13 protein-coding genes are annotated in these 13,671 nt (G+C 53.3%); 4 read left to right on the top strand and 9 right to left on the bottom strand.

The window, feature by feature from the left end:
* The 5 genes from FBQ85_15935 to FBQ85_15955 all read right to left on the bottom strand — a co-directional run.
* The coding region (locus FBQ85_15935) for a hypothetical protein (GenBank protein MDL1876639.1) at positions 1–2,322 on the bottom strand (2,322 nt) is incomplete at its 3' end.
* 392 nt (positions 2,323–2,714) lie between these two features.
* Positions 2,715–3,248, bottom strand: a complete 534-nt coding sequence (locus FBQ85_15940; GenBank protein ID MDL1876640.1) for a hypothetical protein — start codon at positions 3,246–3,248, stop codon at positions 2,715–2,717.
* Positions 3,249–3,341: 93 nt separating this feature from the next.
* Positions 3,342–3,935, bottom strand: coding sequence for a hypothetical protein (locus FBQ85_15945; GenBank protein ID MDL1876641.1), 594 nt, complete (start codon positions 3,933–3,935; stop codon positions 3,342–3,344).
* Positions 3,925–4,155: a hypothetical protein gene (locus FBQ85_15950; GenBank protein MDL1876642.1), complete on the bottom strand. Its 231-nt coding sequence runs from the start codon at positions 4,153–4,155 to the stop codon at positions 3,925–3,927. The genes FBQ85_15945 and FBQ85_15950 overlap by 11 nt, the downstream gene beginning before the upstream one ends.
* Before the next feature lie 9 nt (positions 4,156–4,164).
* The gene (locus tag FBQ85_15955) at positions 4,165–4,929 is read right to left on the bottom strand and encodes a sulfite exporter TauE/SafE family protein (GenBank protein ID MDL1876643.1); all 765 of its coding nucleotides are present in this window, start codon (positions 4,927–4,929) and stop codon (positions 4,165–4,167) included.
* Positions 4,930–5,246: 317 nt separating this feature from the next.
* Between FBQ85_15955 and FBQ85_15960 the strand changes: the two genes are divergently transcribed.
* Together FBQ85_15960 and FBQ85_15965 are read left to right on the top strand one after the other, a co-directional pair.
* A complete protein-coding gene (locus FBQ85_15960) occupies positions 5,247–6,941 on the top strand; it encodes a glycerol-3-phosphate dehydrogenase/oxidase (protein ID MDL1876644.1) in 1,695 nt (564 codons plus the stop codon).
* Between the two features lie 362 nt (positions 6,942–7,303).
* Positions 7,304–8,245: a 2Fe-2S iron-sulfur cluster binding domain-containing protein gene (locus FBQ85_15965; GenBank protein MDL1876645.1), complete on the top strand. Its 942-nt coding sequence runs from the start codon at positions 7,304–7,306 to the stop codon at positions 8,243–8,245.
* 210 nt (positions 8,246–8,455) lie between these two features.
* Here FBQ85_15965 and FBQ85_15970 read toward each other — a convergent pair whose 3' ends face one another.
* A complete protein-coding gene (locus FBQ85_15970; protein MDL1876646.1) occupies positions 8,456–8,809 on the bottom strand; it encodes a hypothetical protein in 354 nt (117 codons plus the stop codon).
* Positions 8,810–9,095: 286 nt separating this feature from the next.
* On the opposite strand from FBQ85_15970, the gene FBQ85_15975 reads away from it, so the two are divergent.
* Positions 9,096–9,668: a sigma-70 family RNA polymerase sigma factor gene (locus FBQ85_15975; GenBank protein MDL1876647.1), complete on the top strand. Its 573-nt coding sequence runs from the start codon at positions 9,096–9,098 to the stop codon at positions 9,666–9,668.
* Between the two features lie 84 nt (positions 9,669–9,752).
* Entirely contained in the window at positions 9,753–10,301 is a 549-nt protein-coding gene (locus FBQ85_15980; protein ID MDL1876648.1) for a hypothetical protein, read from the top strand.
* A 255-nt stretch (positions 10,302–10,556) separates the two neighbouring features.
* On the opposite strand, the gene FBQ85_15985 is transcribed toward FBQ85_15980, so the two are convergent.
* The 3 genes from FBQ85_15985 to FBQ85_15995 form a co-directional block, all read right to left on the bottom strand.
* Positions 10,557–11,018, bottom strand: coding sequence for a spore coat protein (locus FBQ85_15985; protein ID MDL1876649.1), 462 nt, complete (start codon positions 11,016–11,018; stop codon positions 10,557–10,559).
* A 94-nt stretch (positions 11,019–11,112) separates the two neighbouring features.
* Positions 11,113–13,260, bottom strand: coding sequence for a GWxTD domain-containing protein (locus FBQ85_15990; protein ID MDL1876650.1), 2,148 nt, complete (start codon positions 13,258–13,260; stop codon positions 11,113–11,115).
* A 55-nt stretch (positions 13,261–13,315) separates the two neighbouring features.
* Complete coding sequence (locus FBQ85_15995; protein ID MDL1876651.1) at positions 13,316–13,660, bottom strand: hypothetical protein; 345 nt, start codon at positions 13,658–13,660, stop codon at positions 13,316–13,318.
* Positions 13,661–13,671 lie beyond the last annotated feature (11 nt).

Genomic DNA, 13,671 nt, shown 5'->3' on the forward strand with positions numbered 1-13,671 from the left:
CACATTGAGCCGCCGGTTCGATACCAACCCGGCAGCACGGTTCCGCGTTAGACTTGTGTCTAACTCCGTAAAAAAGCCGCGCGCATTCGTCATGCGCACAGCCGGCACGGACGGATGATTTGCGCGACCGGCTGTCAGATAGGCCAAATCTTCCGCCAGACGAATATCCCGGCTTGCCGGGCTGCTGCTGACGCCGTACAAACGCGCTGCCTTCGGCCAACCGAAGCGCTGCTTTGCCACCAAGGCATGACGGCCTTCATCACGTGTGAGTGAGGAACTGAACCACTCGGCCGGGCGATAACCCAGAATCTGGCTGCCGTCAAGGCCTTCCCAAGCGAAAAGGCGCATGGTTTCCCACGGGCGGTAGAAAACGTAACTGCTCACACCGCTTTTCTTCACAATTTGCGGCACGCTGGCAGCATGGCCATACGAGTCGAGCATCCAGGCGACTTTCGAATCAATATCGAACCTTGCCTTGAGGTAGCGTTTGCCATACAAGAATTGCCGCGCCATGCTCTCGCCCGAGGGCAGGTTCATGTCGCTTTCCGCCCAGCTTCCGCCGATAATTTCCCAGCGCTTTTGCTGTACGGCTTCGCGGATCGCATTGAAAAGCTGGGGATCAATTTGCTCGATCCACCAATACGTCGAGGCGTGCGCTTGCGAAAAATGGAACCCGGGATACTTGGCAAAATTCTTGATCACCTGCGTGAAAATCGCGCGATATTGCTGCATTGCTGCGTTAACATCCGCATATTGCCCGAGATCGACATGCGCGTTGCCGATCAAACTGACTTCCGGAACTTTAAGCTCGGCTTCCGGCACTTGCGGCAATTGGGCATGCGCTTCGGCAATCAGCTTATCCAGTGTCGCAACATCACGGTTTTTTAATGCAAAAAACATCTTTTCATCCAACGTCTTTTGCTCTTCGATTTCATCACCGCGATATTGCTGCAGCAATGCGGCAGAGGATAAATAACGCCGCAGAGCGAGATTTTCGACCGTGAGGCTCAGCTTGGGCGTCGCCACTTCACCCGCATTCGTTTCTTCTTTTTCATAGCGGCTCGGACGCGAGGCGCTGGCATGCACAACGATTTCATAGCGCGCCGCCACTTCCGCGCTATCTGTCAAAAACAAATCGCCGGAATAGCCTTGATGATTGAACCCGCGCTGCTCGCCGTTGATCAACACCGACCCGATGGCCGCGCCCAAATCTGCGGAAACGTACAACGGCATGCCGGCCCATTCCCACGGCACAAAAATCACGCGGCGGAAACCGCTCGAACCGTTGCTCGCAAACTGCTCGACGCCCTCGACTTCAAACGCGCCCAAAATCTTATCGAGCAACCGTGCGTCATATTGCAACGGCACGACACGTTTGACTTCGTAGTCGCCAAATTGCAGGCGCATCTGCCAGGAGCCGGAGGCCTGAAAGCTGTTGAGAATCGCCGCTACCGGCACGGTAAAATAAACCGCGCGAATCTCACCGGCGTGCAACTCAAATTCAGCTTCAGTGCCCACCATTTTTCCGTTGCGCGCCAGCAAGCGCGCACGGCAGGAACTGAGCGATTGCTGCTGGGGGTTGTAAATCACGGTGCGGAATTGCAGCGCCGGCTTGTTGTCGACCGTGAAAATCGCTTTATCTGCCGGTTCAATTTTCCGGATGCGAATCAACTCGGGATCGGCACGCGGAATCGTCGTGAGCCGTTCGGGAAATTCGGCTTGCAGCGTGAGGCCGGCGGCATTGAGAAAGCGCGCGGACAACGTCCATTCTCCCACGCCGTTCATCACTTTGAAAAGCAGCCCATTCCAGCCCTTCTGCAGGCGCACCTGAATCGTATCCTGCTCGAACTGATTCGCGCGGCGTTCTTGCTGTTTCCAAACTTCCTGGCCGTTGACGCGCAACGCCAGAAAGTCATCGTAACTTACAATAAGCTTCGCGGTCGAGTCTTGCTCCGGGCTATGCACATAGCAATGCGCATACGCCACGACATTCTCAACCGGAAAGAAATCGAGCATCAAGTCGAGAAAGTCGAGATGCGCTTCCGGCGTTTGATAATGCCGCCACATTTTGCCGGCGGTGGTCAAACCGCCGTGCGGACGAAGCGTGGCTTCGTTCCCGGCAAAATCCGTTTGCAGATTCTTGTCCTTCTCTGCTGAAAACGTGCCGAGCACGAGCCATTCACGCACCTCTTGCGCATGCAAGACGGGCATGAACATCAACATGACAAAGAACAACACATGCGAGATCCGTTTATTCGCATGCAACTTTTTTTGCTTGCCACTCACAACTCCCTGTGCTGTGTCGAGCAATATCCTGAACATGTTTGCCTCCTGGCAGTTGCACAGCGCAGGCCTGCGCACGCAAACTGCACTGCTGTCCGAATCCGAGTTGTAAAATCAAAATTGAAGTTTGCTGCTGTCAAACAATCCAGCCAATTGTCAAAGAAATTACCGTCGAAAACAGGCATTTGCAGGATTATGAAAGCTTCATATCTGCCGGAATCGAACGGATTTTCACCAGCACATTTCAGCATGCAAATTGCAGCTTGTCAGTACGGCCAAAATATAATGAACTTTTGACACGCCTCCAACATTTTTGTCGAGCTAACCTTTTGCTATTGAATAAAAATAGACACATGAAATCAAATAGTGTCCATAAAAACACCACACAAAACCAACTCGGGGATTCTAAAATCGAAAGCAGGTGAACAAAATTACTCTTCCACCCATCCACCGATGGAAACAATAACTTTGTCGAGGCTTTGGCTTGGCTGGTGGTAGCAGACTGCGAGTATCAACCGGCGGAAGACGAGGGGACTGTGTGAGGGTAAGGGCAAACCATCTTCTTTAAACTGTCCGAACAAAATCGTTTGGCCATCAGCAGAAACGCCCATAGGACGCAGCGGAATTTTTTCCCACCACTTTTCCGGAAGCTGAACGGCTTTCATCAGATCACCCGCCCAGCGTGAAATCTGCACCAGAGAGTCTGTGGTGATTTTTTCGCAAACGGCGCGCGCCTGCGCCTGCCACAATGTCGTGAACGATTGCAACACGGCGGCATCAAGATCTGGCGGCGTCATGACAAAGGCGTTTGTTAACGGTTGCATTTCCGGAACGAACTCCAGCACCGGACTGGATTGTGCAGGCAACGTGTTCATGGCTGGTTTCGCAAGAGGAACACCCGGCTTATGCTGGCAAGCCAACACCAACAAGCAGCAGGCGCCGGTCCAGAGAGATGATTTGATCATGGCGAGTACACATTTTGTGAACACGAATGGCGCGGATCAAATCAGGGCGCGGGGATTGCGAGTAATCAAATCCGCGTCATTCGCATCTAGCGTTTATTGCACGCGCAACGTCTGCACAAAGGCATCAAAACTCGGCTGCCAATGTTCCATTGTTTTTTGCGGGCCAACGGCTTTGAAAAACCACGGGCCGTTTGCGGTTTCAACGATGGCAGCCCACATCAAATAGTCCGGCATTTCATCGAACGGCCCGCTCATCATCATGGGCGATTGCGATTTGAGAAACGTGCCGGTCACTGACACGGTTGTCACATTCAAACCGTTTGCCTGTACCTGCTGCGGCTGGGCGCGATCACGGGTAGCGCTGCCATCCGGTTGCTTAAACTGGCCGTACCAACGGTCGAGATTGGCTTGCACCGAGCCGCCGGTTCCGGGAAAATGAAACACCACCAGCTCGCCGTCTTCCAAGCCAGCAACGCCGGGCAAGCGGAATTGCGCTTTGCGCATGTTGCTGGACGGATGTTCGGCAACCCAGCCCTCCGGTGCGGTGTAGACGACTTCTCCAACCGGCAGTTGCTGCGCTACCGCGTGATTGGGCTGTGATTCGTCCGCAGTTTTTTCGTTTGATTTGCAGGCGAACAGGCTCAATGTGAGCGCAAGACACAACAGTGAGAGCTTATCACGCACCATCTTTTCTCCTTGTAATTTTTTTTATGAGGTCAGTTGTGACGAAATAAAGCAAGATCAGCCACGGCGCGCCGTGTTGCAGCGTATCCCACCAATCGATCAACTCCATGCCACGGCCTCCGCCGAGAATCCAACGCAATTTGCCGACAATATGCGGTTCCGGCACGAAGGGCGCAAGGCCAAGCGTGACACAGGCAAGAACGATGAGAGCATACTTCTTCATATCACATCTTCATCTCAATGAATCCCAGAGCAAATACAGCGCAAACACGATTACGGTTATGATAACGAATCCGCGAATCCAGGCGTGGCCTTTTTTGACCGCGAACTTGGTTCCGATGTAACCGCCGAGCGCATTGCCAAATCCGAGACCAATGCCGAGCAGATAATCGACGTGATTATTGATTACAAAAACCGCCAACGCCGCAATCGTGAAAATGAAAACAACGAGAACCTTTACGGCATTGGTGGCGACGAGATCGAAGCCGGTGAGCGCCATGACTAAAATGATCAAAAAACCCACGCCTGCTTGAATAAAACCGCCGAACACACCGACGCTGAAGAAACCGGCAATGAACAACAGCAAGCGGCCGCCCGCCATCGGCCGGGGATTTTCGCGCAAGCGTTTGCTGGGATCTGCTAGAATCAGAATCAGCACGCCGATCATGGTGAGCGCCAACACCTGCTTGAAGCGATCGTCCGGGAGATCGATTGCAAGATTCGCGCCGGCAATCGCGCCGATAACCGCCGGAATCGCCGCCAGCACGCTGATACGCCAGGGCAGCACGTTCTGCTGATGAAAGCCGGCAATGGCAACGATATTTTGAATCAAAATGCCGATGCGATTTGTGCCGTTTGCGGTCGCGCTTGGCAAACCGAGAAAGATCAAGAGCGGCAGCGACAACAACGAGCCGCCGCCCGCGAGGATATTGATAAACCCGACAAAAGCGCCAATTACAAAAAGAAGGAGCAGTTGCGCTTCCAAGGGGATGGCCATGAATTCAACAGACTCCTGAAAACGCCGGAATGGTTCACCTGCAAGAGAAAATCGAACACGAATTTGGTTACAATATCGTCAACAAAATGACATTGTCAAACACATTTTATGCGCAGAACAGAAGTCTTGCAATAATTTTATTGAGGTCGGCGTGGTAAAATGCTTATCTTCCCTGCGGATTACAAAAAGGCGCCAAACGAACCTGGGCGCATGAAATTTTGCTAATGCTCAAGACGACAAACTTCAAAAAACGGCTGTGCCAAATAAATTTTCTTACTTCAGCGGCTGGTTAGCAGCGGCATATCATGAGGAATCTTATGCAAAGGAATCTGGAAGCGCTCGCACAAAATGTTTTTGATGTGTTAATCATCGGCGGCGGCATTTACGGCGCCTGCGCGGCCTGGGAGGCGGCGCAACGCGGGCTGTCGGTGGCATTGGTTGAGAAAGATGATTTCGGCGGCGCCACGTCATCGAACAGTTTGAAAATCATTCATGGCGGTTTGCGTTACTTGCAGCACGCTGATTTCAAACGCATGCGCGAGTCGATTCACGAGCGCATGGTGTTGATGCGCATCGCGCCGCATTTGGTGCATCCCCTCCCCTGCGTCATGCCGACCTACGGCCACGCCTTGAAAGGCAAAGAAGTGATGGCCGTGGCCATGCTGCTCAATGATCTTATCGGTTTTGATCGCAACGGCCTCGAGGATCCGCAAAAATTTCTGCCGCACGGCCGCGTGATTTCGAAAGAAGACTGCCGGCGCTTGATTCCCGGCGTGGATGAAAACGGCCTTACCGGCGGCGCGGTTTGGTACGATTGTCACGTTTACAATTCCGAACGCTTGTTGTTATCGTTTCTGCACTCGGCCGTGCAAGCCGGCGCGCAAATCGCGAATTATGTCGCGGTCGCGGGCTTCCTGCGCGAAGGCAATCGCATTACCGGCGTCTCAGTTGAAGACAAAATCGGTAAGAATCGGTTTGACATTCGCGCAAAATTGACGATCAACAACAGCGGGCCGTGGGTCAACCAGGTTTTAGGACTGATGAACGGCAAAGCGCCGGCGCAAAAAGTTTTGCTCTCCAAGGCGATGAATCTCGTCATTCGCCGCCAGTTGATTCCGGAATATGCCGTGGGCGTGCCGAGCAAGTTCGAATTCAAAGATGCCGACGCGATTATCAACAAAGGTTCGCGCCTGTTGTTCATCCGGCCCTGGCGTCATCTTTCGTTGATCGGGACCACGCATGTTGCTTATGAAGGCAATCCCCAAGATTTCTGCATCACCGAGCAAGACATTCAAGAATTCGTTGATGAAGTGAGCACGGCTTATCCCGCGGCGCATTTGACGCGCGATGATGTCTCCTTCCACTACGGCGGCTTACTGCCGATGGAAGGCGTCAATCCGCGCAGCGGCGACGTCAAACTCTTGAAACAATATATTCTCAAAGATCATGCCGCCGATGATGGCCTCGAAGGTTTGGTGACCGTGGTCAGCGTCAAATATACCACCGCGCGCGACGTTGCTGAAAAGTCGATCGATTTTGCCTTGCAAAAACTCAACCGTTCGCCGCGAGAATCGCGGTCGCAAGAAACGCCGATCTACGGCGGCGACATCAAGCGCTTCGATGAATTTGTGCTAACCGAGAGCCGCAAGCAGCCGCACAGCCTGCCGCCCGAGCTTGTCAAACATTTGATCGAGAACTATGGCTCGGCCTACACGGAATTGTTCAAACATATCTCCGCAAATCCGGCGTTGGCCGCGCGCCTGTCGCCTGACACCAACGTCATCGCTGCAGAAGTGGTTCACGGCATTCGCGCTGAAATGGCGCAAAAGCTCGTCGATGTCGTGATGCGCCGCACGGAGTTAGGCACGGCCGGAAATCCTGGCGAACCGGCGCTGCAACGCTGCGCCGATCTAATGGCCGCTGAGTTGGGCTGGAGTGATCAAAAGAAAAAGGAGGAGATCGCCGAGATGAAACGCGTCTTTGCAGTGGCGCAGAAACCGCAGGAGAATTAGTACGGTGTTACGTTAATTTTTATGAGTATCTTGATTTGTCATTCCGGAGGAATCTTGTGAAGTATTAAGAGCAGCACCAAGTACTTCACAAGATTCGCCTGAATGACATCTCCAGAGAGTTCTCCCACAAATTTAAGGTAACAAAGTACTGCGGATAAATCATCCTACGATTTCTGCATGCAGAAGAGCCTATGACCATCTGAATCAAAGCCAGGATTGTCTCTCGCGGCATGGTATTTTTTCACAATCCCCAATTTTGTGCGTTACCCATATTGCCCGCTTTGTCCGTATATCCTCGTGTAAACATCGCCTAACAGCAGAACCTCTTCAGCAATTCTCCCGAATCATCCTGGAGTCGCAGCATGCCAACGAGCATTATTTTCAACAAAATTGGCCGATTTGAGGTGGAGGCGGAAACGACAATTTTGGAAGCGGCGCAACAATTCGGCTTGTTTCTGCCGCATGAATGCGGGGGACAGGCGCAATGCACCTCCTGCCGCGTCGCGATTTTGGCGGGTGAAAACAACTGCTCGGCGATACAAGAACCTGAGCAAAAATTGTTGCATGCCGGGCATTTCAAGCCGCCAATCCGGCTCGCCTGCCAAACGAAAATTTCCGGACCGGTGCGTGCACAAATTTTATTGCGCGACGAGTTTGATTTGCAACTGGCGCTGGCAAGCGAGACCGGGCAAACGCCGCGCCTGCCTGGCGTGCAGCAACCGCTGGCATTGCTAAGCGGCGCGTGGCATGATTTCGAACGCGTGGTTTTGCAGGCTTCTGCTCACGACACTGTACAAGTGCTGCAGCGCCTCTATTATTTGGTGCATCAACTCGTCAAAGAACATGACGGGCATCTCATTGAGTTCAGCGCCAACCGGTTTACGGCTGTTTGGGGCACATCTGGAAACGTCCGCGCGGCAATCATGAATGCCATGAACGCAGCGCGCAGACTGGTGACAACTTGCGGCGAGCTGAACGATTATCTCGAACACAACTTCGACATGCGCTTGGCGTTCGGCTTTGGCGTTCATGCCGACCTGGCGGTGATGGGAGAGCTTGGAACCGGCGAGGAACATCGTCTCGTTGTTCTCGGAAAAGCTGTCGATCATACCCATGAACTGTGCCGCTTGACGCAAAAAGCGAACGCAGCGATCCTCGTATCCGAAACGATCTTCGCCGTCATTCGCGGCCACCTCCCAATTAGCCGCGCATTTCAAGCGCAATTTTCCGGTGAAAGCACGGCTTGTCGTGTTTTCGAGGCGGCGCCGGAAAATGTGCCCGCGACGGCCAGCGAAACAGCTTGAGCTGCGTCTCGACATTTGAGAAGAGTGAACCTGTAGCGGCCTACAGCGATTTCAGAGAGTTCAAAATCGATGCTTCTTGAACAGCCTTAAACTCCGCCCCCAAAGCGGAAATCCCACAGCAGCAAAAAAGTTCTTTTGTGGGATTTCAATTTTGTGGGCAACGCCTCTCAGATTCTCATTAATTCGCGTCGATGCGCGATCATTCCCGGTTCAGAGATTGTTCACGCTCTCGCTCTCAGCCTTGCTGGCTTTGCGATCAATCAGCGTGTGTATGATCAAAGCCGCGCCCACGAAAATCGATCCCACCGCAAACGTGTCTTCCCCGCCCCAACCGCGGAAAAGTTCTTCGAAAATTTGCGAGATGAAAATCGCCAATCCCAGGGCAATGGCAATCAAGCCGAACTTCAACGAGCTGCCCGGGCCGAGCTTCATCGGCGGCAGATCGGTGGTGGCCAATCCTCGCTCGATCAACTTCATGCGCTGGCGATGATAGAAAAACTGCACAATAATGAACGCAAGCATCGCGAAAGCGCCCAAGGGAATAAAAACTTCAAACGGTTGCATAACGGCCTCCACAAATAAGATTAAAGAGCCAGTTGCCAGGCGATTTGCGTCACGTCTAGAAAGAGAGGCGCACGAAAATTATGCTTGGCAATCAACGAAATCCTTGTATTTTGAATTCCTGCACCTGCGTCCGGATAGTCAGGTGGACTGCTGATTTTTGCTATTTTGACCGGCAGCGCGAGGTAAATGTTTCACTTTCCCTCCAGGGAAATATCTGCGCGCACGGGTGAAACAATTCTGGCCCCTGGCCGGTCATAATTCTAAAACGAGCAGAGCCGGGAAAAGCATGGCCATTTCCGATCACGACATTGTGCAACAAGTTCTGGCGGGCAACCGCGAGGCGTTTGCGCATTTGATCGAGCGTTATAAGACCCGCATTTTTCAAACAACCTATCGCATGCTGAAAAATCGTGAAGATGCGGAGGAGGCGGCGCAGGATACCTTTGTGCGTGCGTTTCGCGGCCTGGCCAAATTTCGCGCCGATGCGGCGTTTGCCACCTGGCTCTACAAAATTTGCTACAACGTTTGCCTGAATTATCTCGAAAAAAAGCGCCATGCCAGGCCGCGCGCCCCGGAAGCCGAAATGGCGCGCCTGACGGATCCGGTTTCACCGGATCATATTCTCGCCCATCGCGAAAAAGAAACCCTGGTTGAAAATGCCCTGGAAGATTTACCCGAGCATTTTCGCCAGGTGTTGATTCTTTATCATGCCCAGCAGCTTTCCTATCAGCAAATTGCCGAGATTTTGAATTTGCCGATCAATACGGTCAAGACCCATCTCTTTCGAGGGCGCGCATTGTTGCGCCGCCGTATACTGCAGGAGTTGCCGCAAAAAGAATTAATCGCGGAATTGATTTAATCCCGCACTATATGCTCGAGGGATTCACCGGCTACCAAAAACCTCTGACAGGTTATGAGTTGCGAATGAAGGTGAGAGTGACATATGAGGACGATTGACTGCAAGGCTTTTCAGCACTTTCTCGATGAAAGCGCTGACGGGCCAACACTCGCCGCCGATTATCAAACGCATGTTGAGAGTTGCCCTGCCTGCCGCCGCGAATGGCAGGCACATCAAGAAATGGTGGCGGCCTTTCAGCGCGAGCGCATGCCGGAATTGTCGCCGCAATTCACCATGAACGTTATGGCGCGTTTGCCGCTAGCCGTGCCCAAGGCCACACGTTTCGACATGGAATTGATTTTGATTATTGGCATGATCGTGGCCGGCGCCGTGACGGTTTGGCTTTCGCTGCCAGCCAGCTACAAAGAGTTGGTGAGCTACGATAAAATCGCGCCCTACCTGCAACCTGCGGCAAATTGGTTGATGCGCTTTGCCGCCGGCATATTGGCAAGCTTCAAGAAGATTTTTCCGGAGTCATTGAGCGAGCAATTTTTGGTGCAAAGCTGGAAATTGATTTTCATTTCATTGGTAACGCTCATTGTGGCGAAAGTCGCATTCATGCTCGAAAGCCGATTGCGGCGCATGTTGCGGTAACCGGCGCGTGCGCGTTTCGCCGCTAAAATAAAAAGCCGCGTTGCTGAAACTACTTTTGAGCAACACGGCAAGACTCGAATGCTTGATGCTGTGTGAAAAATTTCAAGCTCTCAATGAGCCTGCCCCCAATGCCGTTTCCTTAGGCGATATTTCGTAGTCCCGGCCCCTTGTGGGCCGCTGAACTTGTAACATTTTCAGTGCCCCACAAGGGGGGCAAGACTACTAAGGAAACGGCATTGAGCCTGCTCCCTTGCTTTACTTAATCTCCGGCCCCGCGGTCCAATCATAACCGATGCTCTTGTCATCATGCGGGATGCGGCCCTCCTCCGCCGGATCGTAAACGCCCGAGGTCACATAAAACAAATGCGTGACGCCGCCGCCCAACGCCCTGCAGCCGTGCGCCACACCCGCCGGAATTTTTACCGCTTTTGCCGGATAATTCTCGCCCATAAAAATCGTTTGCAGCTCGCCGCGCGTCGGCGAGTCCGCGCGCTTGTCAAACATTACTAATTTCAAATTGCCGATCGGAACGTACCACCAATCGATCTGGTTCTTGTGAATGTGCCAGGCTTTTGCCACGCCCGGATACATCGCCGAATGACTGAGTTGTCCGAAACCTTCTGCAAAAAAATTATCGGTTCGCCGAATAATTTCCCGGAAAAACCCACGTTCATCGGGGTGGGTTGCAAGTTCTTTGACGACGACGCCTGCGATCATATAAATTCCTGCGCTCAAGTTTGAAAGTGAATGGTTGCAATGGTAAAAATTGATCGCGAATGTAGAAATTCAACGCAGTGAAGTCAACTGCTTTTTAGGGCGCAATAATCTGAAATTGGAGGCTGCCGCTGGTGCGCTGTCCGGAATTCAAATCAAACACCGCGATCGTGAGGCGGTAGGTTCCCGGTTGCGCGCCCATCACTTGAATGCCGTGATGCAGATTTTCCTGCGATTTCTCGCCGCGCGATTCAAACGACGAGGTGACGGCAACGTGTTGCTTGCCCAGGCCGAACAGACGTCCAACCGAGCTGACCACATTGGCGACCGCGCCCTTGCCCTCTTGCTCCATTTCCACCGTGCTTGCCACTCTAAAATTCGTCACGCCGTCCGCGCCGCGCGCAAGGTTGTAGATTTCATAATAGACATAAACCGGAGAATTCAAGCGAAATTGCCGCGACAAGGAGGGCAGGATGCTTACCTCGCCTTTGTTGTAAGCCGCCAGCTCGTCGCTTGCGGCCTCGATGGCGTCTGCAAGCAAGAGGCTGCTCAAGCGCAGGCTGTCGCCCGAAAAATCCGCGATTGTAATCGTGTCCCGCACCACACCGGAATGCCGCGACTCACGATCCCTCGTTTCAAACGAAAAGTTGTACGCTCCGGAAGGCGCGAGCAGCGGCCAGCGTTCGATCAGGAATTTTTGTGGTTCGATCGCCTGCTCCGCCGCAACGAGATTACGATTTTGCCGCCATGACTGTATCGGCGTCCAACTAGAATCGCAAAGAAAAAAACCGCGGCTGAGTTGATAGTGCCGGCGATTTTCGAGTGTGTCCGCCGGCTGCAAATCCTCGCCGGGCAAGCCGTAATAAATCTCCAGCAGCGTGCTGTCAGAAGATTCGCGGCTGCGGAATTGCGCAATCACCTGCGGCAACACCAGCGGTTTGCCGCCGTGCGGAAAGTCGAAGCGCTCTGTTTCCCGCTCGATTTGGCGTTCGAACAAAACTTTGCCGTCCGCTTCCGGATCCTGACTCCACGCAAACGAATAATTGCCGTTTAGAAAACGATCGTCGAAAATCATGTGAAAATCGCCGTATTCCCACACTTCTTTCGAAGCATTCAACGTCACGCGGCCCGTCGGTGTCGTGCCAAGATCCGCGCGCGTGCGCACGCGCTGTTGCGGAAATCCAAAGCGAATCAACACTTGCCCGCGATCGGTTCTCCAGCCCTCCAGGCCGCGGCGCGGATCGCTGTAGCGCAGATTCGCATAAGCAAGGCGGCTGAAATGTTCCAGCAAACGTTCATTGACCGGCGTCAAAAACATAGGGTCACGTGTGTTCCAAAAATTCTGCTCCTCCGCACGGCGCGCGAGTGAATCCAAATTCATATACGCTTCTCGCGCTTCAGGCGGCAACACCGGCGCGAGCGAGTTGAAAAAAGCGCGTTGCTCCGGCGACATCGCTGCCAATGCCTGGGCATAATCCTTTTGTGCGGCTTCACTGTCTTGCAGGCGGCTGTGCGCCAATCCCAACCAAAGATACAAATCGACGAATACCGGCGAGGCATTTTCTGGCGTTGCAGCCTGCGCCTTGTTTTGGTGCGCGAGCGCATTTTGCAGTACGCTTAGCATATCCTCAAAACGCGCAGCTTCAAAATACAAAGCGGCGAGACGTTGCTGCGCCTCAACCATCGCGGGATCGAGCGTCACTGCGGTGCGCAGCAATCGTTCCGTTTCTTCGAAATCTTTTTGGGCGAATTCATGAAACGAAATCACCGCTTCTTCATGCAAGCTCACCATTTCGCGATAATGCAGCATGTCTTTTTCCTCGAACAGCGCCAATTCATAATAAGGCCGGGCCTCGGCAGGGGCGAGCTTCATGATCTGTTTGTATTGCTGTTTAGCCTCGCCGTCGAAACCGCGCGCGCTTTGCAAGCGAGCCAGGGCATAACGATACTCAAGATTGGCTGGCGCTAACTCGATCGCGCGGCGCAGCGCTTCCGCGCCAAGCATGCGGCTGCGAAAGGTGTCTTCTTCCTGGCGCGCCAAACCAAGACGATAATAGGCTTCCGCGAACTTGCGATCGAAGCTGATGACTTTTTCAAGGCGGCGGAGATATTCGGAAAGTGAAAGAGCGGGGCGTTCGTTGAGCGTTTGCTGCAACAGTTGCTGCGCACGCACGCGTTTGGCGATTTGGGCGTCGCCGGCCTCCGGCGGATGCCAAAACAGGAGAATTGTGATAAGCAAGACCATGAACGTATGCTTCGTTACATTGCCGTCACGCAAAGCGCGGCGCAGCGGTAAACACTCAACGTGAAATCATGATCGTCGCGGTGGGAAAATTGGCCGTGACGCGATTTTCCATCGTCCCCCCTGCTGTTTCGAGTTTGTCCTCGTTTAGAATGACCAGTTGAAACGGTTGCGCGGAATTATCCGGCGCGGGTTCGAGCGTAATTCGCGCAGCGAAATTGCCGTTATCTAACGCCGGCAGCAAAGGCACGCCGTTCGCAGCTTGTATGAAATCCTGGCCCGGAAAGGCAAAGCCCACACCGCTGCCCGCGGTGGTTCCGGGACCATCAGCATCCGGTCCGGCAGCATTCAAAAATTTTCCGGTCGAATAAAAAATCGGTTGCGCGCCGGATTGATCGACCACCCAGCCTTCAT

This window comes from Cytophagia bacterium CHB2 (assembly GCA_030263535.1).
GTDB lineage: Bacteria > Zhuqueibacterota > Zhuqueibacteria > Zhuqueibacterales > Zhuqueibacteraceae > Coneutiohabitans.